The organism is Granulicella sp. L46 (assembly GCF_009765785.1).
GTDB lineage: Bacteria > Acidobacteriota > Terriglobia > Terriglobales > Acidobacteriaceae > Granulicella.
This window is the reverse complement of sequence record NZ_LMUT01000003.1, coordinates 244,480-264,611: the sequence shown is the minus strand read 5'-3', so window position 1 is coordinate 264,611 and position 20,132 is coordinate 244,480. Positions and strand designations below refer to the sequence as shown.

The window sequence follows — 20,132 nt, the reverse complement described above, 5'->3', positions numbered from 1 at the left end:
AGAAAAGCAAGAACGGGAGAAAAGCAGGTTCCTCGTTTTAGCTCGGAATGACAATTTCTTTCAGAAATTGTCTAAGAACGGCAACGGCAACGGCAACGGCAACGGCAAGGGCAAGGGCAAGGGCAAGGGCCAATGCGGGGATCTCTCCACTGCGCATCACAAAGGCAGGAGCGTGATGCTTCGGTCGAGATGACGGATGTGGGGTGTGGCAAGCGCTCGCATTATTTAGCGCTCGCTCTATTTGTAGATGAGGTGGATGGTGGTTTCGGTGGTGGGGCAGCCTACTGGGATGGCTGCGGTGTCGAAGGAAGGTGGCGACAGGATCACGTGTGGGTTGTTGGAGAAGCCGAAGCCTTCCTTGGGGATGCCGAACATGTTTTTATCGAGCTTGTGGTTGGAGTTTTCGTCATGCAGGGCGACGAGCGCGTAACGGCCGGGCGGGACCTGCAGGGTGATGGTGGTGGCGATTCCGGAGAAGGGGTGGGGTCCGTGCTGGAGAGCCTTGTCGTTGTTCTCGGGCCAGCCGTCGGATGAATTGAAGATGGAGAGGCCGGCGTCGCCTTTCTGATTGCGGAAGCCGTCGATGTGCACGATGAGGGTGCAGGTGGTCGCTGCGGGGGTTTGGCGAGCGAGCGCGGGCTTGGAGGCGATCACGGTTGTGGTGAAGAGGGCTGCAGCGAGGGTTGTGCAGCGGGTGAGGGTGAGTTTCATGGGGATCTCCTGCGGAAAGGTACGCGGCAGGAGCGTGGCTCCTGCCGCTGTAGAACGAGTGATGCGTCTGTTCAACGTGCCAAGGGTTGTTTTAGTTGGCTCTCTTGGAGGGCGCGAGCACGTTGCGGCCGAAGTGGAAGGATGGGCCGATGGAGAAGCGATAGGACCATCCGCCGTCGGCGACGACGTAGTTGAACGGGTGATTCCAGACGGCGTCCATCTGGGCGCGGATGCCGAAGTGTTTGTTGATAGCGAAGTCGGCGCCGCCGCCGACGCCGTAGGCTCCGGTCCAGTCGGTGATGGTGGCGTTGGGCTGGAGAACGTTCGCCAATATAAGTGCGCCGACGACAGTCTCATCCGGTGTGCCTGGCCGAGGATGTGCGGTGGCGTTCAGGCGGAAGGCTGCAAGGCTAGGGCGGATGAAGAGCGTCACTTTCGAGAAGTGGCGATAGTTGAGCTGGGAGCCTGCAGTGAAGGTCTGCGTAGTTGCGCTCAAAGGAACATTGACGGCATAGGTTGGGGGCAGCCCAACAGCGCCGTCAGTTTCCTGGTAGAGCTCATAGAGCTGGGTGATGCCGGCGACGATGGCAGGGCTGGCGAATCCGGGAACGAGGCTGGTGTCGCCAGTTTGGACACTGTAGTCGAAGCCGGTGGAGAGCCAGCGGTTGTTATTGATGCCGGCCTGCAGGTGGAAGCCCTTCTGGTTGATGCCGTTGAGACCGGGGGTGTAGAGGTCGGAGAAGCCGGTGTATAGGTCGTAGCGTCCGACGTACTGCTGCTGCGCGGAGGCGTGCGGCATTTGGGTGAGGAAAAGGAAGATGGCTGCGAAGAGGCCAATGCGGGTGAGGCGAGTGGTGCGAGAACGGTGCGTCATGGAAGCTCCTAGGTAAGGGGAAAACAGTTACGAATTGACCCCGCCGGTAAGCGGGTGCCGTTGGTGAAGATGCGTTGGGGACAGGAACTGAGAGACCCGGTGAAGAACGCGATCGGTTTGTTCCTTATGAGGGAGGTGACCGGTGTCGGGATAACTCTCATGCTCAAGATTGGGAATGGAAGCCTGAAGGGCCGCGAGCTGCAGGGTGGTACCAAACTCGTCGCGGTCTCCTTGCAGAACGAGGACCGGGCAAGTGATCTTGGGGAGGAATTCACGGAGAGGAAAGACTTCCTCGCCGAGCGTTGCGGCCCATTGCGTCCAGGAGGCGAAGACTTCGTCGGGATGCTGGTGGTAGTGGGCGAGGCGCTCCTGTAGTTTGCTGCCGGGATAGGCGGCGGCCATCTTGTGAATAAGTTCGCCAGCGGCGTTGGTGGAGATTACGAAAGGGCTTTCGAGGATGAGAGCGCTTATGCGATTGGCCGATGCGGCGTAGAGCATGGCGATACCAGCGCCTTCACTGTGGCCGTAGAGAACAGGGTCGGCGGCGGAGAAGTGATCGAGGAGGGTTGGGATGACGGTGTTGACCTGGTGCAGGTAGTACTCGTCATTGCGCTTGGCGAGCGGGCCTTCGGAGTTGCCGTGGCCGGCGCGCGAGTAGGCGATGACGTTGTAGTTGGTGGCTTGGGCGAGCTTGTGGGGAAACTGCTTCCAGTAGCTAATGGAGCCCAGCGCTTCGTGCAGCAGAAGGATGGTACCGTGTGCCGCGGGAACAGAGTGATACGCGACCTCGGCCATTTTGCCGTCGAGAGAGAGATGGAGGTGCTGGGTGTGGATGGCTTCGGTTGTCGGCGTGGATTGGCTCATAGGGACTCCATCCAGATGACTTTGGTCTGCGAGTTTTCCCAGAAGGCGAAGCGCGGGGAATAGCGCTGCTCGAGGGTGGCGCGGCGGACTTTGAGGGTGGGGGTGAGTAGCTCGTTGTCGATGGTCCAGGGCTGTTCGGAGAGGACGATGAAGCGGAGTTGCTCGTGGTGCTCTAGCTGAGCGTTTACGCTGTTGAGCTCGGCTGCGAGTTTGGCTTCGATGTCGGCGCGATGGCCAGAGGGTGCAAGGTCTTTGCGCAGCGGCGGGGTGAGGACGGCCATAGCGAAGGGGGCAGTCATGCCGCTACCGAAGACCGCTACGGACTCGAAGAGATAAGAACAGGAGAGGAGTTTTTCGATTTGGCCGGGGGCAACATATTTGCCTTTGGAGGTTTTGAACTCTTCCTTGAGGCGGCCGACGAGGCGCAGGCGGCCTTGCTCGTCGATCTCGCCGCGGTCGCCGGTGCGGAAGAAGCCGTCGTCGGTGAAGGCTTCGCGGGTGAGATCGGGATTGTGGTAGTAGCCGATCATGTTCATGGGGCCTTTGATCTGGACTTCGCCGTCGGGCGAGATGCGCGTGAGAGCCCATGCGCTGGCATTGCCGACGTAGCCGATGCGCTCCTGACCGGGTAATGGGGCGTGAGTGATGCCGGACTCGGTCATGCCGTAACCTTCGGCGAAGTTGAGGCCCATCTTGCGATACCACCGGATGATGTCGACGGGGATGGCGGCACCGCCGGAACTTATGAGGCGCGCGTTGCCGAGGCCGAGGTTGGCCAGGATCTTCTTGCGGACGATGTTGCCAACGATGGGGATGGAGAGAAGGAGGTTGAGTCTCTTCTCGGGGATTTTCTCGAAGACGCCTTGCTGAAAGCGGATGTAGAGGCGGGGGATGGAGAAGAAGAGAGTGCAGCGAGAACGGATGAGGTCGGTGAGGAAAGTGGGTTGGCCTTCGGTGAAGAAGATATGGATCGGCATGAAGAGGCAGTTGACCTCGACGATGGCGCGCTCGGCGATGTGCGCGAGGGGAAGGTACGAGAGGATGCGGTCGAGATCTCCGGTGGGGTTGGGACCAATGGTCGGCAGCATGGACTTGGCCCAGAGAGAGAGGGCGCGGAAGTTGTGCACGGCTCCCTTGGGCTGGCCGGTAGTACCGGAGGTGTAGATGATGGTGGCGATGTCAGTGGCGCTGCGGACGGGGCTGCCTTCGAGGGGAGACTGCTGGGCGATGATGTTGGACCACTGGGCGCTGCCGGTGGGCAGGTGCTGCGGCGCGCAGTTGGGGAAGGCGACGAAGGGGAGATTGTGGAAGACGTCTTCGTTTAGGGGTAGGGGGTTTTCGAGCGGTCCGATGAACGCGGCGACGGGCTGGCAGTGGCGGAAGAGGGCGGCGAGCGAGAGGTCGCGGGCGGCGGGGAAGAAAGGCACGCTGACGTGGCCCGACATCCAGATGGCGAAGTCGGTCATGAACCACCAGGCGCAGTTCTTGGAGACGATGACAATGTTGGAGCCGGGGGGCCAGCCCTGGGCGTCGATCCACGCGGCCATGCGGCGGACTTCCTGCATGGCGGTGGCCCATGTCCATTGGAGGAGTTGGCCGCCGCTGACGGGTTGCGTGAAGAGCGGCTGCGCTGGAGAATTTTGTTCGCACGCGTAGATTCTTTGCAGCGGCAACTCGCGATCCGGCAGACTTGGGACTTCCGGTAGATCTGGGCCTATGGAGTTTGTGCCGGATATCTGAGTCTGTTCGAGCGGTTGCATCGGTCTCCTTGCAATTTCCTTAACGCTGGGTAAGATAACCAAAAGAGACGACGTCTGTCATCTTCAATCTTTTGCGGCTGGTTGCAAGAGATGGAAATAGGCAGAGTCGCAGGACGAGTCATTCTGCGAAAGGCCGTCGGGAATGAGCGTGAACCATGGCCGACTTAAAGGGTAAGACACTTTTCATTACAGGGGCGAGCCGGGGAATCGGGCTGGCGATTGCGCTGCGGGCGGCACGGGATGGCGCCAATATTGTGGTGGCTGCGAAGACCGTGACGCCGAATCCGAGGCTGCCGGGGACGATTTACACAGCTGCGGAGGCGATTGAGGCGGCGGGCGGAAGGGCGCTGGCGCTGGAGTTGGATATTCGGGCGGAGGAGCAGGTGAAGGCCGCGGTTGAGAAGGCGGCAGAGCTCTTTGGCGGGATCGACATCCTGGTGAATAACGCGAGCGCGATCAGTCTGACGGGCACGGCGGACACGACGCTGAAGCGATTCGACTTGATGATGGGGGTTAACGTTCGGGGTACCTTTGTTTGCGCGCAGGCTTGTTTGCCGTACCTGGCGAAGGCGGAGAATCCGCAGATTCTTACGCTGTCGCCGCCGCTGAGTATGCAGGCGAAATGGTTCAAGCATCATGTGGCGTACACGATCGCGAAGTTTGGGATGAGTATGTGCGTTTTGGGGATGGCGGAGGAGTTTAAGCCGCTGGGGATCGGGGTGAACGCGCTGTGGCCGCGGACGATTATTGCGACGGCCGCGCTGCAAATCATTCCGGGCGCGCATCCGGAGCGGGGACGGACGCCGGAGATTGTGGCGGATGCGGCGCATTGGATCCTGACGCAAGATAGCCGCGCGACGACAGGGAATTTCTTTATCGACGATGAGGTGCTGGCGGGGGCGGGAGTGACGGATTTGTCGGGCTATGCGATGACACCGGGTGAGCCGCTGCAGATGGACTTCTTCCTGTAGTCCTGCGCGGACGGCGAGAGTTAAGTGTGCGCGAGTTCGAGGAGTGTGTGCGGATCAGACGCTCGGGCTGTGGCATAATCCGTCCAGAAGAAAATCGGCTTATTGAGTTTAGAGAAGGAACGTGGCAACTTGGCCAAGACCGTGGATACAAATGAGGCGGGAAATCATCCGCGCGAACCGTGGAAGGCCTTTCAGGCGCGGCAACGCAATCTGGATACGAAGCGGGATGCCGTGTTGCAGACGGCTGCGCACCTGTTCCTCGAGCATGGGTATCGACGGACGTCGATGAGTGAGTTGGGGACGCGGCTGAAGATCACCAAGCCCGCACTGTACTACTACTTTCACAATAAAGAGGAGATTCTAGTCGAGTGCTATCGGCTGGGGATTGCGGCCATTGAGCAGCTACTGGATAAGGCCGCCGTGAGTCATGGGAATGGGCTGAACAAGGTGCGGGCGTATGTGGAGGCGTATGCGAAGGCGGTGGTGAGCTTCGACTTTGGGCGGTGCGTGGCGATGCTGGATGATGCCGAGCTCTCGCCGAAAGCGCGGCGCGAGGTGCGGGACTTGAAGCGGAAGATCGACATGACGATCCGGTCGTATGTGGAAGAGGGGATTCGTGACGGGTCGATTGCAGCGTGCAATGTGAAGCTGGCGTCGTTTGCGCTGGCGGGCGCGGTGAACTGGATTGGGACGTGGTATCGGCCGGAGGGTTCGCTGAGTGCCGAGGAGATTGCGACGCAGTTCGCGGATCTTCTGACACAGGGGCTGCGCGGATGCGAGGGGACGCCGGTGGTCGTGAAGAAGGCGCGGGCGAAAGCGGCCAGTAAGCACTAAGGACGAACTAGGCAAATTAACGGTTGAGGAAAAGGCGGTTTTCGCGATTTTTCAAGAGCGGATTTGCGTTGTTTGACTTTCTTACCGCGCGTTCAGTATTCTGCACGGGCTGGCGAGGCTGCGAGGTAGCGGCCTGCCGCACAGGTTGAGAAAGCCCGGCTGAAGGCTCGGGGGGAGTGGTGACGATGGCGTCGTTGGAATTGGAATCCGTGGTTGATGAGACTTCGTCCCGTGGACGAGCGAGCGACAGGGTGTATGACGTGCGGCGCGTGGCCGTGCTGGGCGCGGGCACGATGGGTGCACGGATTGCTGCGCACATTGCGAATGCGGGATTGCCAGTGCTGCTGCTGGATATCGTTCCTGCAAATGGAGAGCGGAACAGTATTGCGGCGGGCGCGTTGGAGGCGTTGAAGAAGGCGAAGCCGGCGGCGTTTGCGGATGCGTCGTTTGCGGCGAATGTGCGGGTCGGGAATTTTGAGGATGACCTGGCGAAGCTAAAGGATTGCGATTGGGTGATTGAAGCGGTCGCTGAAAATATGGAGATCAAGCACAGCTTGCTGAGCAGGGTGGCAGGACATCTGCGTGCGGACGCGATCCTAACGACGAATACCAGCGGGCTGCCGGTGGCGAAGGTTGCGGAGGTGCTGCCGGAGGATTTGCGGCGCCGTTGGTTTGGAACCCATTTCTTCAATCCGCCGCGGTATATGCGGCTGTTCGAGTTGATTGCAACGCCGGAGACGGATCCCAAAGCGATTGTTGCGATCGCGGAGTTTGCGGACAAGAAGTTGGGCAAGACCGTGGTGCCAGCGAAGGATGTGCCGAACTTTATCGCGAATCGGATTGGCACTTTCTGCATGCTGAACACGCTGCGCATTATGGAGGCGCAGGGGTTGAGCATCGAGGAGATTGATCTGCTGACGGGTGCGGTGATGGGTTGGCCGAAAACAGGAACGTTTCGGCTGGCGGACATGGTGGGGATCGATGTGCTGGGAAATGTTGCGCGGAACTTTGCCGCGAACATTCGTGATGAGCGTGCGGATGTGACGCTGCCACCGATTATTGGGCAGTTGATGGAGCGCAAGTGGCTGGGCGATAAAACTAAGCAGGGTTTCTACAAGAAGGAACGCGGCGCGGATGGTAAAGAAGCGCGGCTGGTGCTGGACTTCGCGACGATGGAGTATCGTCCGGCGGGGAGGGCTGCCTTCGCAGAGATTGAGATGGCGAAGTCGAATGACTCGCTGACGGGAAGGATTCGTTCACTGCTGAGCGGGAATGCGGCGAAGGATAAAGTCGCGAAGTTTTATTGGACGGCGCTGCCGGAGATGTGGGCGTACTCGGCTAACAGGATTGGCGAGGTTGCAGACACGATCGTGGAGATAGATCGCGCGATGAAGGCGGGGTTCAACTGGGAGTTGGGGCCGTTCGCTATGTGGGATGCGGCGGGTGTGGTGGAGACGGTTGCGAAAATGAAGGAGGCCGGGCTGGCGGTTCCCGCGGCGGTTGAGAAGCTGCTGGCGGCGGGTGGGACGTCGTGGTATCGGGCGGAGGGTGCTGAGTTTTTTGATGTGGCGTCTGGAGTGTATCGGCCGGTGGATTTGAATCCGGAGCTGGCGCCGGTGGCAAGTTATCAACGGTCGAATGGGGTGTACGCGAGCAATGCCGGGATCTCGCTGATTGATGTTGGCGATGGGATTGGGTGCTTCGAATTTCACTCGAAGATGAATAGTTTGGGTCAGGATATTGTTGGGTTTCTGAAGAAGCAATTGCAGCCGGGAAGCGATGCGGTGAAGAACTTTGACGGGTTCATCATTACCAGCGACGCGACGAATTTTTCGGTGGGCGCGAATTTGATGCAGCTGCTGTTGGGGATTCAGGATGGGGAGTGGGATGAGATTGACCTGATGGTGCGCGAGTTTCAGAACATGACGCAGGCGATCAAGTTCTGTCCGCGACCGGTGGTGGCGGCGCCGTTTGGGCTTTGTTTGGGTGGGGGAACGGAGATCTCGATGCATGCGGCGGTGCGGCAGCCGCACGTGGAGTTGTATAGCGGGCTGGTGGAGACGGGCGTTGGGTTGCTGCCGGCTGGCGGCGGATGCAAGGAGATGGTGCTGAAGGCGTTCGAGGCTGCGGGAGCGGTGAATGCGGGCGGCGGTGCGGAGTCGGTCGAGGTATTTGAAGCGATCCGGAATGTGTTCGAGACGATTGCGATGGCGAAGGTTTCGACGTCGGCATTTGAGGCGAAGGGGCTGAGGATTTTGGAAGAGAGTGATGCGATTTCGATGAACCGCGACCGGCTGGTGAGCGATGCGAAGGCGCAGGCGCTGCGACTGGTGCGGGGTGGGTATTCTGCGCCGGTGATGCGAACGGATATTCCGGCGCCGGGTAGTTCGGTGGAGGCGACGCTGAAGCTGGGCGTGTACACAATGCTGGAGGCGCAATACATCAGTCCGCATGACGCGAAGATTGCGAATCATGTGGCGAAGGTGCTGACAGGCGGCGGCGTTACGGCAGGGACGCTGGTGAGTGAGCAATATCTGCTGGACCTGGAGCGGGAGGGATTCATTTCGCTGTGCGGCGAGGCGAAGACCGTGGAGCGGGTTGGGTTCACGCTGAAGACTGGCAAGCCATTGAGGAACTAGTCGTACGTGGGCAAGAGTTAATGAGGTTGCTGGATAGAAGGAGTTGAGGATGAGAGAAGCAGTGTTGGTGAGTGCGGTTCGTACGGCGGTGGGCAAGGCGCCGAGAGGGACGCTGAAGAATACGCGGCCCGATGACCTGGGCGCCGCGGCGGTGGTGGGCGCGCTGGAGCGCGTGCCGATGCTGGATCGGTCGGAGATTGAAGACGTAATTATTGGCTGCGCGATGCCTGAGGCGGAGCAGGGCATGAACGTGGCGCGGGTGATTGCGCTGCGTGCGGGGCTGCCGGTGGAGTCGGCTGCGATGACGGTGAATCGCTATTGTGCGTCGGGGCTGCAGACGATTGCACTGGCGGCGGAGCGGATTCGCGGCGGCGGGGCAGATGTGATTGTGGCGGGCGGCGCGGAGTCGATGTCCTATGTGCCGTTTGGAGGAAACAAGATCTCGGTCAATCCGTGGCTGGTGGAGAATTTTCCTGGCTCGTATATGTCGATGGGGCTGACGGCGGAGCGGGTGGCGAAGCACTACGGAATTACGCGCGAGGAGTCGGACGCGTTTGCGTTGAGCAGCCACCAGAAGGCGTTGGCGGCGATTGAGGCAGGACGATTTGAGGATGAGATTGTTCCGGTGAAGGTGACGCACACGGCGCTGAATGGCGGCGGCAAGGCGGAGTCGAAGGAAAAGGAGTTCAAGGTTGACGAGGGGCCGCGTTCGGATACGTCGCTAGAGGCGCTGGCGAAGTTGCGCGCGGCGTTCCATGCGAAGGGCGTGGTGACGGCGGGGAACAGCTCGCAGACTTCGGATGGTGCGGCGGCTGCGGTGATCATGTCTGACGAACGCGCGAAGGCGATTGGGGCGACGCCGCTGGCGCGGTTCGTGTCGTTTGCCTATGCGGGCTGCATGCCGGAGGAGATGGGCATTGGGCCGGTGTATGCGATTCCCAAGGCGCTGAAGATGGCGGGGTTGACGCTTGAGGATATCGACGTGATTGAGCTGAATGAGGCTTTCGCGGCGCAGTCGCTGGCGGTGATTAAGACGTTGGGGCTTGATATCGCGAAGGTGAATGTGAATGGCGGGGCGATTGCGCTGGGTCATCCGCTAGGTTGTACCGGAGCGAAGTTGACGGCGACGCTGATGGGCGAGATGAAGCGGCGCAAGGCGCGCTATGGCCTGGTGACGATGTGCGTTGGCGGCGGGATGGGTGCTGCTGGAATTTTTGAAAACTTACAAAATTAAGAATGGTGCGGGAGGAATTGCGATGAGTGCAGCAGCTGTAGAGAACCCAACGAAGCGTGCGTCTGGTGGAAGTTTTCTGATTGAGGATCTGCGGCCGGAGGATGTGTTTACCCCGGAGGATTTCTCGGCGGAACAGAAACAGATTGCGGAGATGACGGCGAACTTTGCGGAGGAGAAGATTCTTCCGCAGGTGGCGGAAATTGAGGCTAAGAAGTTTGACGTGAGCGTGAAGCTGATGCGCGAGGCGGGCGAGCTGGGGCTGCTGGGAGTGGATGTGCCGGAGGAATATGGCGGCCTGGGCCTGGACAAGGTCACGTCGGCGGTGATCGCGGATCGGATTGCAGTGTCCGGGAGTTTTTCGGTGACGTTCAGTGCGCATGCGGGGATCGGAACGCTGCCGCTCGTTTGGTATGGAACGCCGGAGCAGAAGGCGAAGTATCTTTCGAAGATTGCTACAGGCGAGTGGATTGCTGCGTATGCATTGTCGGAATCGTCGGCGGGGTCGGATGCGATGAACATTCGGACGCAGGCGAAGCTGACCGAAGACGGCAGGCATTATGTTTTGAACGGCGAGAAGATGTGGATCTCGAATGCCGGCATTGCTAACTTGTTTACCGTGTTCGCGAAGATCGATGGAGAGAAGTTCACCGCGTTTTTGATCGAGGCGGGGACGCTGGGGCTTACGGTTGCGGCGGAGGAACACAAGCTGGGGATTCGTGGGTCGTCTACGTGTCCGCTGCGGCTGGAGGACTGCAAGGTTCCGGTGGAGAATCTGCTGGGTGAGGCTGGCAAGGGGCATCACATTGCGTTCAACGTGCTGAACGTGGGTCGGTACAAGCTGGCGGCTTCGGCGATTGGCGGAGCGCGGAAGTCGTTCCGCGATGGCGTGCGGTATGCCAAGGAGCGCATTGCGTTTGGGAAGCCGATCAGTTCGTTTGGATTGGTGCAGGAGAAGATTGCCGATGGCGCGGTAGGTATCTATGTTGGAGAGGCGCTGATTTATAGAACGGTTGGCGCTATCGAGGCCGCGCTGGCGGGGTTGGATAAACACTCGCCGACGTATACGCAGGATGTGCAGAAGAGGATTGAAGAGTTCGCGGTGGAGTGCTCGATTCTGAAGGTGTGGGGATCGGAGATGCTGGAGCGGGTGGTGGACTCGACGCTGCAGATTCATGGCGGCTATGGATATGTTGAGGAGTTTCCGGCGGAGCGCAGCTATCGCGATGCGCGCATCAATCGGATCTTTGAAGGCACCAATGAAATCAACCGCCTGATCATCACAGGATGGATGATCAAGCGGGCGCTGCAGGGTCGACTGGCGCTGTTGCCAGCGATTAAGCAGGTGATGGATGAGGTGATGGCTGGACCGACTGCTAAGGCGAGCTATGAAGGCCCGCTGGCGGAAGAGCGGGCGCTGCTGTCGAGTGCGAAGAAGCTTGGGCTGTTCTGCGCGGGTGCGGCTTCGCAACGCTTTGGGACTGACCTGGCCGAGCAGCAAGAGGTGATGGGCGCGCTGGCGGATGTGCTGATCGAGGTGCTGGCGCTGGAGTCTGCGATTTTACGGACGGAGAAGATGGCGGGCAAGAGTGCGCTGGCGATCAAGATGACGAAGTATTATGCGGCGCGGTCGTTCCGGATTGTGGAGACGGCGTCGGAGCGGGTGATTGCTGCGGTGGCGGAGGGAGACATGCTGCGGACACAGATGGCGATCTTCCGGCGGCTGGCGAAGCATGAGCCGGTAAACACGGTGACGCTGGGGCGCGAGATTTCAGCCGTGATGGTCGAAGCTGGCCGGTACACGCTGTAAATGAGAGGCCCGCGGAACGCGTGAAGCAAACGCGCTCCGCGGGCCTCAAATAGCAGATTCCCAGAGGGAATGACAGAAGAAATGCAAAGGCAAAGGTGTCTAGCCTTGCAGGACCTGTTTGGCGATGGTGGCTAGCTGCATGTTCGAGGTGCCTTCGTAGATGGTACCGATCTTGGCGTCGCGGTAGAGCTTTTCTACAGGGTAGTCTTTGACGAAGCCGTAGCCGCCGTGGAGTTCGACGCATTTGCTGGCGACGCGCTCGGCTACCTGCGAGACGAAGTACTTGGTCATGGCGGCTTCCTTGAGGAAGGGTAAGCCAGCTAGCTTTCTGCGTGCGGTGTTGTAGACCATGAGGCGGCTGGCTTCGATGTCGGTGGCCATCTCTGCGAGGGCAAATTGGACGGCCTGGAACTCTGCGATAGGTTTACCGAATTGGCGGCGTTCCTGGGTGTATTTCGCGGCGTGACCCCACGCTCCGGTAGCGAGGCCGAGGAGTTGCGCGGCGATGCCAATGCGGCCTTCGTTGAGGGTTTCGATGGCGATCTTGTAGCCCTTGCCGATTTCGCCGAGGATGTTGGCGGTGGGGACGCGGCAGTCGTCGAAGAGGAGCTCGCAGGTGGAAGAGGCGCGGATGCCGAGCTTGTCTTCTTTCTTGCCGACGGTGAAGCCGAGAGTGTCGCGCTCTACGAGAAATGCCGTGATGCCTTTGTAGCCGGCCGCGGGATCGACCGTGGTGAAGACGATGAAGAGGCCAGCTTCGGCGGCGTTGGAGATCCAGAGCTTGCGGCCGTTGAGGATGTAGTGGTCGCCGTCGAGACGTGCATTGGTGGTGAGGGCGAAGGCGTCGGAGCCGGAGCTGGCTTCGGAGAGTGCGTAGGAGCAGATGGTGTCGGTTGCCATGCGCGGGAGGTACTGCTGCTTCTGGGCTTCGGAACCCCAGCGAAGGAGGGCGTTCACTGTGAGGGTGTTCTGCACGTCGACGAGGACGCCGATGGCGGGGTCTACTGCGGAGATCTCTTCGACGGCGAGGATGGAGCTGAAGAAGGAGCCGCCGACGCCGCCGTATTCTTCGGGGATTTCGATGCCCATGAGGCCGAGTTCGAAGAGTCGCTGAATGATCTTGGGAGACATTTTTTGCGCTTCGTCCATCTCACGGACGAGCGGTGCGATCTCTTTGCGGGCGAACTTGCGGACTGTCTCCTGGATGATTTGCTCTTCGGCGGTGAGGGTGGAGAGAGGCGCGGGGAGGGAAGTTTCGGTGACGAGTGCGGGCATGGGGCTGGATTCTCCGGGAAGGGGTTGCGTAGTTATTCTACCCGAGGGTAAATTAACAGATCAGCAGTGAGACAGACAAGTTTGTGCGCTGTAATCGTAGTGGATTGGCGCGTAACGGGATAGGCAGGAGTTGGTTCGATGCGGATTTTGACGTTGATACGCCAGGTGCTGGACGCGGAAGAGAGTGTCCGCGTGCGCAATGGCGCGGTGGAATTAGAAGGCAGCAAGCTGGTGATGGACACGATGGATGAGTATGGCGTCGAGGAGGCGCTGCGGTTACGCGAGGCGGGCGCGGAGGCGGAGATTGTGGCTGTGTCGGTGGGGCCAGCGCGGGCAGAAGAAGCGTTGCGCACGGCGCTGGCGATGGGCGCGGATCGTGGCATTCACGTGGTGACGGATGTGTCGCTTGATGCGATTGCGCTGAGTGCTGTCATGGCACAGATTGCGAAGGCTGAGGGGGCGGAGCTGATCTTCTGTGGTGGGCAGGAGGCGGATTGGGATAGCCAGGCGCTCGGCGCGGCGACGGCGGAGCGGCTGGGGTGGCCCCAGGCTACGTGGACGAGCGCGCTGGAATTGAAGGGGTCGACGCTGGTGGGGAAACATGAGGCGGATGAGGGGAGCGAGTCGTTTGAGGTGGTGCTGCCGGCGGTGGTGACGACACAGCAGGGGTTGAATGAGCCGCGGTATCCGACGCTGCCGAACATCATGAAGTCGAAGAAGAAAGAGATTCGCAAGGAAACACTGGAGGCTTACGGCGCGGCGCCAAAGGTGAAGGTGAACGGCGTGGAGATCCAGGTGAAGGAACGACTGAAGAAGATTCTGGATGGTAAGGATGCGGCTGGCGCTGCGGCGCAGCTGGTGAAGATGTTGCGGGAAGACGCTGGGGTGATTGCATGATTTTGATTGTTGCGGAACACGCGAATGGGAAGTTGAGCAAGAGTGCGTATGAGTTGGCTTCGGCGGCGCGCGGGTTGAAACGTGAAGGTGGCGTGACGGCTCTGGTGCTGGGGAGTGGTGTGGCTTCGGTGGCTGCGAGTGCTGCCCTGATTGCGGACCAGGTGTTGGTGGGGGATTCTGCTGAGTTGGCGCAATATGATGCGGAGGTTTGGTCGGCGGCGGTGGCGCAGATTGCTGCCGAGGGTGAGGCGGAGGTGGTGCTGATTGCGGGGAGCCGCAGTGGACGGGAGTATAGTCCGCGGGTCGCGGTGAAGTTGGATGCGCCGCTGCTTGAGGATGTGATGAGCTTGAAGGATGAGGGGGGCGTGCTTCATGCCGAGCACTACACCTTTCTTACGCGCGTGACCGAGCGCGTGGAGGCGAAGGCGCCGGTGGTGGTGGTGACGGTGAAGGCTGGGGCGTTCGCGCCGGCGGTGCCGGGGACGACTGCAGCCGAGCAGTTCGATGTGGATTTGGAGCTGCCGAAGAGGCGGCTGGTGGTCACGGGAAGCACGAAGGAGAAGACGGGAAGGATTGCGTTGATCGAGGCTGATATTGTGGTCTCGGGTGGGCGAGGCGTTGGAACTCCGGAGGGATTTGTACAGCTTGTGGAAGGTTTGGCGGACCAGTTGGGAGCTGCGGTTGGAGCTACGCGCGCGGTGGTAGATGCAGGGTGGAGGCCTTACTCGGAACAGGTGGGGCAGACGGGGAAGACGGTGCAGCCTAAGGCTTATATTGCTGTTGGGATCTCGGGGGCGGTGCAGCATCTTTCCGGGATGAACAAGAGCAAGTGTATTGTGGCGATCAATAAGGACGGGGATGCTCCGATCTTTAAGATCGCGGACTACGGCATTGTGGGCGATGTGAAAGAGATTGTGCCTGCGATGATTCAGGAACTGCGCAAGTAAGCGAGCGCGCACCGCAACGCGATGCAGGAGTGAGTACGGATGCTTCCTTTGGCGCAGAAGATTGCCTTCCTGGTGTTCGCGGGGATTACAGGTGGATTGGGGGCGTGGGGATTCTATCGGCTGTATCGGCGGATTGCGCGGGGGCGCGCGGACGCGGACTTGCGGTGGGATCGGGTGTGGGTGAGGGTTTGGTACGCGCTGACGACTACGCTGTTGCAGACGCGGACGTTCAAGAAGCGGCCCTGGATTAGCTTCTTTCACTCGTTCATTTTTTATGGGTTCACGTTTTATATTCTGGTGAACTTTGTAGATGCGGTGGAGGGGTATCTTCCGGTTTCTATCTCATCGGGAAGCTGGGTTGGGGCGGCTTATAACCTTGCGGCGGATGTGCTGAGCTTGCTGGTGCTGGTTGGCGTGGTGGCGCTGGTTGTGCGGCGATTCTTGCTGCCTAGCAAACGGGATTTTCGGTTCAATGAACGGACGATGCTGCATGAGGATGTGGGGCGGCGGTATATTTCGCGGGACTCGCTGATTGTTTCGGCGTTCATTTTGTTTCATGTGGGGAGCCGGGCAGTGGGTGCGGGGGCGAAGCTGGCGATTGAGGGGCGGGATCGGTTTCAGCCGTTTGCTTCGCTGCTGTCGCATGCATTTACTCCGGCGAACGCTGAGGCGTGGAGGTTTTTTGGGTACTGGGGTGCGCTGGGGAGTGTGCTGCTGTTCCTGATGTATTTCCCGTACACGAAGCATGTGCATTTATTTATGGCTTCGACTAAGTATTTGGTGGCGCGTGAGGCTTCGTCTGGTGTGCTGCCGGCTTTGGATGTGAACCTCGAGACCGAAGAGCCGAAGCTGGGGGCGAAGCGATTGGAGGATCTTGGGTGGCCTCGGCTGCTCGATGCTTATGCGTGTATTCAGTGCAACCGGTGCCAGGATGTTTGTCCGGCGTCGGCTACCGGGAAGTCGCTGAGCCCGGCTGCGTTTGAGATCAATAAGCGGATGGAGTTGAACTCGCTGGCACGGGCGGGCGTGGTATTTGAAAAGGGCGGGGAGAGCCCACGGCCGCTGCTGCAGTTTGCGCTGTCGGCGGAGGCGGCTTGGGCCTGCACAACGTGTGGCGCGTGTATGGAAGTTTGTCCGACACAGAATGAGCAGATGCTGGACATCATCGATATACGGCGGCAGCAGGTGATGATGGAGGGCGAGTTTCCTGCGCAGTTGCAGACGGCGTTTCGGGGGATGGAGCGGGCGAGTAATCCTTGGGGGATTGGCCACGAGAAGCGGCTGGAATGGGCGGACGGGTTGGTGGTGCCGACGATCGAGGAGAATCCGGAGCCGGATGTTTTGTATTGGGTGGGATGTGCGGCTAGTTATGATCCGCAGTCGCAGAAGACGGCGCGGGCGTTTGTTCAGTTGCTAACGCGGGCGAAGGTTAACTTTGCGGTGTTGGGGAAGAAAGAGTGTTGCACGGGAGATACGGCGCGGCGGGCGGGGAATGAATATCTCTACCGGCAGCTCGCAGACCAGAATGTTGCGACACTGACGACGGTGCGGCCGAAGTTGATTGTGGCGACGTGTCCGCATTGCATGAATACGATTGGCAAGGAGTATCGGCAGATTGGCGGCGACTTTAAGGTGGTCCACCACACCGAGTATCTGGAGTCGCTGGTGGCGGATGGAAGGCTGGAGGTGGAGGCGACCGAGTCTTCGGTTACGTATCACGATCCGTGTTACCTGGGGCGGCATAGCGGGGTGTATGACGCGCCGCGGAATGTGCTGAAGGTGTTGACGAACGATTTTGTGGAGCTGGAGCGGAAACGGGAGAACTCGTTCTGCTGCGGGGCGGGTGGTGCGCAGTTCTGGAAGGAAGAAGAGGCGGGAGACGAGAGGATTTCGGACAACCGGTATCGCGAGGCGGAGGGGCGGCTGGCGGGGCACAACGAGGAGAAGGTGTTGGCCGTGGGATGCCCGTTCTGCAAGAGCATGCTGGAGAGCACGCCGGGGAAGGGTGAGGGCGGGATTGCGGTGAAGGACGTTGCCGAGCTGATGCTGGAGAGCGTGCTGCGGCGGGCTGGCGAGATCGTCGCGCAGAGTTCGGCGGAGTCGCGGGGGCTCGCTGCGGCGGTTGAGGCTTCGGTGGAGGTTGTGGCGAGAGCTAAAGAGCCGGTGTTCGAGTCGACCGTTGAGCCTGTAGCAAATGCTGCTGCCGTAGCGGAGATGCCGGAGGCCGCGGCGCCAGTTGTTGCGCGTAAGAAGTGGACGCCGAAGGCTGCAGTCTCCGCAACGGAGAGTGAGGCGTTGATTGACGTTGGGGTGCAGGAACAAAAGATTGAGCCTGAAGTAAATACTGTGGCAGCGACGGAGACACGAGGCGGGCAGGTGCCCGCAGTGGTGCGCAAGAAGTGGACGCCGAAGGTGTCGGGGACATCCACTGAGCCAATCGCGAGCACGCCTCAGATTGCTGAGACGGCGGCAGTTGAGGCGGTTCCTGAAGTGGCGGCAGATGTGTCGAGTGGGCCCGAACTGGGAGATACGGCTGCGTCGGCGCCGGCGCGCAAGAAGTGGGAGCCGAAGAAGAGCGTCAAGCCTCCCGATTCGCGCGAATAGGAGAAGGCGACTTCACAGCATGCGCTCAGATCGAGAAAATAGATATATCTTCCTTGTTTTCAATCGTTTCTGCGAGCTGGTGGAGCTGGTCCACGGCAATCGGAGCTATGTATCAATTGATTAACAGTGGCGAAGCATAACGGACGCCAAACAAAGACCTTGTCTGCCTGTGGAAAAGCAGGTAGAACAAGGGGTACGCAGGCGATACCGGAAGATTCACCGACGACTGGAGATGTTCATGGCAGCGGGAACAACACAAGGACAGCTGGCGCTCCGCGAGGTGATGGATATTCGCCAGGCCGCGGACTACCTCGGGATCAGCGGGGATACGTTGTACCGCTATGCGTCCGAGGGCTTTGTGCCTGCGTTCAAGTTGGGGAACCGGTGGCGGTTTCGCAAGAGCCTGCTGGATAACTGGATGGACGTGAAGAGTGGGGTTGCGCCTAAGAGCGCGGCAGTCGAGCCCGCGAAGAAGAAGCCCGTGGCCAGCGCGCGGTAGCGGGTGCCGGGGCAAGCGCTGACTCTGCGGCTCTTACCAGGGTGAAATGGGTGAGTTCGGCGGGACAGTTGAGGCGGAAGGGAAGGCCTACCGTGCCGATGCCTCGGTTCACATACAGCTGCATGTGGTCGAACTGGAACATGCCTTCGACGTACTTCTGACCCATGGGCGGCAGAATGAGCGGGCCAAGGATGGGGAGGCGTATCTGGCCGCCATGTGAGTGGCCAGAGAGCATGAGATCGATGAGCGGGAACCGAGGGTGAAGGATGACGTTCTCGACGTAGTCCGGCTCGTGGCACATGAAGATGACGGGTGCGCGCGGGTTTGGGGGGATCGCGAAGTTGAGGTCGGGGGTGCGGGTTCCGGCGTCGTTAGCGCCGCACAGCCAGATAACATCACGGCCGCGCTCGAGGGGGAAATAGCTGTCGACGAGGATGGGGGTTCCGTGGGCTTCGAGGGGCGGAATGACGTGATCGGCGCCGACGTTGACGTCGTGGTTGCCGAGAATGCCGAAGCGCTGGGGGGCTTTGAGGGTGGAGAGGATTTCGGCGGCTAAGCCGGCGGCGCGCCAGGAGGCCGCGAGAGAGAGTGGGCCGCGGCTGACAAAATCACCCGTGACCAGGACGAGATCTGGCGCCATCGCGTTGGTCTGGGCGACCATCTGCTCGAGGAAATAGGCTTCGGTGAACTCTTCGAGGTGGATGTCGCTAATTTGAACGATGCGGAAGTTCTCGAAGCCGTCGGGGAGATCGCGGATAGGGATGGTGAGGCGCGTGATTTCGAACTCGTGGCGCGCGTGGGTTCCCGAGTAAACGGCGACGCCGAGGCCTGCAGCTGCGAGTGTGGCACCAAGGAAACCGCGGCGGGTGAGGTGGTGCGATTCTGGTTGGCCGGTGGGGGTCGAACCTTGATGCATACTTCATGATAGCGGCTAACACGCGTTGAGGGTAACGACTAAGGCATCGCCGGTGTGAAGGATGCGAAGCGCGGGTAAAATGGGGGGATGCGCGAAAGGGCAAGACGGAAGCAGGCGATGCAGGCTGCGCTGCGGGCTGGAGCGGAAGCGCTGCTGGTAACGCACGCCCCCGATGTTCGCTACCTAAGCGGATTTACCGGCTCTAGTGGAGCGGTCGCGCTGGCCGGTGGACGGGCTGCCTTGTTTACAGATGGGCGATATACGACGCAGGCGAAGGCTGAGGTGAACGGGCTGCGGTTGGTGATCGACAAGCGATCGCCAGGCGTGCAGGCGGTGGAGTGGCTGGCGGCAGCGGGCGTTAAGAAATGCGCGTTCGATGCCGCGCAGACCAGTGTGGCGGCGCTGGAGTTGATGAAGAAGGCTGTAAATCAAGCGCTCAAGGCTGTGCCCGCGCCGATGAGACGAAGTTTTTTTGTGGCCACCGATGGCTTGGTGGCACGGATTCGCCAGGTGAAGGACGAGGACGAGATTGTGCGCATGCGCAAGGCAGCCGCGGTGGGGTGCGGTCTTTTTAGCGCGGTGCTGCAGTATTTGATTCCCGGAGTTGGAGAGACGCAGGTGGCCGCGCAGCTGGAGTTCATGGCCCGGCTGGCCGGAGTGGAGGCCATGAGTTTCGAGACGATTGTGGCGAGCGGAGAGCGCTCGGCGCTCCCTCATGGTCGGGCTACAGCGGCAAAGCTGCCCGCGCAGGGTTTTGTGACGCTGGATTTTGGGGTGCTGCTGGGTGGTTATTGCTCGGACATGACGCGGACGGTGCACCTTGGGCGGCCCAGCGAGCGCGAGTGGGACGTGTATCATTCGGTGCTGGAAGCTCAGGAGGCGGCGATTGCGGCTGTTTCGCCTGGGGTTCGCTGTAGCGAGGTAGATGAAGCTGCGCGTTCGGTGTTGCGGAAGGCGGGGTTGGAGAAGGAATTCTCGCACTCAACCGGGCACGGCGTTGGGCTGGAGATTCACGAGGGACCGAGGATTGCAGCGAGGCAGGAACAGGTGCTGGAGCCGGGCATGGTGATTACGATTGAGCCGGGGGCGTATCTTTCTAGTGGGGCTGCGCTTAAGGCTCGGCGGCCCGGCTCCCGCACGAAAAAGGGGCACCCGGTTGCGAAGGCCTTTGGGGTGCGCATCGAAGATATGGTGCTGGTAACGAAGAGCGGCCACGAGCTGCTGACGGCCGCCAGTCCGAAGGATTGGATCGAGCTGTAAAGCTGAATTGAGAGTTAGGAAAAAGAATTTTCCAGGAGTA

General features: G+C 60.3%; 16 protein-coding genes. 10 read left to right on the top strand and 6 right to left on the bottom strand.

Translation table 11 applies throughout. The features are described from left to right. Positions 1 to 237 precede the first annotated feature (237 nt). The 4 genes from GSQ80_RS02005 to GSQ80_RS01990 form a co-directional block, all read right to left on the bottom strand. Complete coding sequence (locus tag GSQ80_RS02005) at positions 238 to 711, bottom strand: DUF2141 domain-containing protein (protein ID WP_158785835.1); 474 nt, start codon at positions 709 to 711, stop codon at positions 238 to 240. A 91-nt stretch (positions 712 to 802) separates the two neighbouring features. Further along, positions 803 to 1,585 carry a hypothetical protein gene (locus GSQ80_RS02000; RefSeq protein WP_158785834.1) on the bottom strand — a complete coding sequence of 261 codons (783 nt, stop codon included), beginning with the start codon at positions 1,583 to 1,585 and terminating at the stop codon, positions 803 to 805. Positions 1,586 to 1,612: 27 nt separating this feature from the next. After that, positions 1,613 to 2,449, bottom strand: coding sequence for an alpha/beta fold hydrolase (locus GSQ80_RS01995; protein WP_158785833.1), 837 nt, complete (start codon positions 2,447 to 2,449; stop codon positions 1,613 to 1,615). Beyond that, a complete protein-coding gene (locus GSQ80_RS01990) occupies positions 2,446 to 4,209 on the bottom strand; it encodes an AMP-binding protein (protein WP_158785832.1) in 1,764 nt (587 codons plus the stop codon). Before GSQ80_RS01990 ends, GSQ80_RS01995 begins: the two co-directional genes overlap by 4 nt. A gap of 155 nt (positions 4,210 to 4,364) precedes the next feature. On the opposite strand from GSQ80_RS01990, the gene GSQ80_RS01985 reads away from it, so the two are divergent. The 5 genes from GSQ80_RS01985 to GSQ80_RS01965 all read left to right on the top strand — a co-directional run bounded on the left by GSQ80_RS01985 (position 4,365) and on the right by GSQ80_RS01965 (position 11,694). Then, complete coding sequence (locus GSQ80_RS01985; protein WP_158785831.1) at positions 4,365 to 5,180, top strand: NAD(P)-dependent oxidoreductase; 816 nt, start codon at positions 4,365 to 4,367, stop codon at positions 5,178 to 5,180. 129 nt (positions 5,181 to 5,309) lie between these two features. Further along, positions 5,310 to 6,014, top strand: a complete 705-nt coding sequence (locus GSQ80_RS01980) for a TetR/AcrR family transcriptional regulator (protein ID WP_254059390.1) — start codon at positions 5,310 to 5,312, stop codon at positions 6,012 to 6,014. A 185-nt stretch (positions 6,015 to 6,199) separates the two neighbouring features. Then, positions 6,200 to 8,653, top strand: a complete 2,454-nt coding sequence (locus GSQ80_RS01975) for a 3-hydroxyacyl-CoA dehydrogenase/enoyl-CoA hydratase family protein (RefSeq protein ID WP_158785830.1) — start codon at positions 6,200 to 6,202, stop codon at positions 8,651 to 8,653. A gap of 49 nt (positions 8,654 to 8,702) precedes the next feature. Beyond that, positions 8,703 to 9,887 (top strand): acetyl-CoA C-acyltransferase, encoded by a 1,185-nt coding sequence (locus tag GSQ80_RS01970; protein ID WP_158785829.1) that lies wholly within the window; start codon positions 8,703 to 8,705, stop codon positions 9,885 to 9,887. A 22-nt stretch (positions 9,888 to 9,909) separates the two neighbouring features. Continuing rightward, positions 9,910 to 11,694 carry an acyl-CoA dehydrogenase family protein gene (locus GSQ80_RS01965; RefSeq protein WP_158785828.1) on the top strand — a complete coding sequence of 595 codons (1,785 nt, stop codon included), beginning with the start codon at positions 9,910 to 9,912 and terminating at the stop codon, positions 11,692 to 11,694. Between the two features lie 99 nt (positions 11,695 to 11,793). On the opposite strand, the gene GSQ80_RS01960 is transcribed toward GSQ80_RS01965, so the two are convergent. Further along, positions 11,794 to 12,969 (bottom strand): acyl-CoA dehydrogenase, encoded by a 1,176-nt coding sequence (locus tag GSQ80_RS01960; RefSeq protein ID WP_158785827.1) that lies wholly within the window; start codon positions 12,967 to 12,969, stop codon positions 11,794 to 11,796. A 138-nt stretch (positions 12,970 to 13,107) separates the two neighbouring features. On the opposite strand from GSQ80_RS01960, the gene GSQ80_RS01955 reads away from it, so the two are divergent. The 4 genes from GSQ80_RS01955 to GSQ80_RS01940 all read left to right on the top strand — a co-directional run bounded on the left by GSQ80_RS01955 (position 13,108) and on the right by GSQ80_RS01940 (position 17,916). After that, positions 13,108 to 13,866 carry an electron transfer flavoprotein subunit beta/FixA family protein gene (locus GSQ80_RS01955; RefSeq protein ID WP_158785826.1) on the top strand — a complete coding sequence of 253 codons (759 nt, stop codon included), beginning with the start codon at positions 13,108 to 13,110 and terminating at the stop codon, positions 13,864 to 13,866. Further along, on the top strand, positions 13,863 to 14,813 hold the full coding sequence (locus tag GSQ80_RS01950; protein WP_158785825.1) for an electron transfer flavoprotein subunit alpha/FixB family protein: 951 nt from the start codon (positions 13,863 to 13,865) through the stop codon (positions 14,811 to 14,813). The genes GSQ80_RS01955 and GSQ80_RS01950 overlap by 4 nt, the downstream gene beginning before the upstream one ends. A gap of 39 nt (positions 14,814 to 14,852) precedes the next feature. Then, positions 14,853 to 17,417 (top strand): (Fe-S)-binding protein, encoded by a 2,565-nt coding sequence (locus GSQ80_RS01945; RefSeq protein ID WP_158785824.1) that lies wholly within the window; start codon positions 14,853 to 14,855, stop codon positions 17,415 to 17,417. 238 nt (positions 17,418 to 17,655) lie between these two features. Further along, entirely contained in the window at positions 17,656 to 17,916 is a 261-nt protein-coding gene (locus tag GSQ80_RS01940; RefSeq protein WP_254059389.1) for a helix-turn-helix domain-containing protein, read from the top strand. Here the strand turns inward: GSQ80_RS01940 and GSQ80_RS01935 are convergent. Then, positions 17,861 to 18,832: a metallophosphoesterase gene (locus GSQ80_RS01935; protein WP_158785823.1), complete on the bottom strand. Its 972-nt coding sequence runs from the start codon at positions 18,830 to 18,832 to the stop codon at positions 17,861 to 17,863. The genes GSQ80_RS01940 and GSQ80_RS01935 overlap by 56 nt on opposite strands. Positions 18,833 to 18,919: 87 nt before the next feature. On the opposite strand from GSQ80_RS01935, the gene GSQ80_RS01930 reads away from it, so the two are divergent. Further along, the gene (locus tag GSQ80_RS01930; protein ID WP_254059388.1) at positions 18,920 to 20,092 is read left to right on the top strand and encodes a Xaa-Pro peptidase family protein; all 1,173 of its coding nucleotides are present in this window, start codon (positions 18,920 to 18,922) and stop codon (positions 20,090 to 20,092) included. Positions 20,093 to 20,132 lie beyond the last annotated feature (40 nt).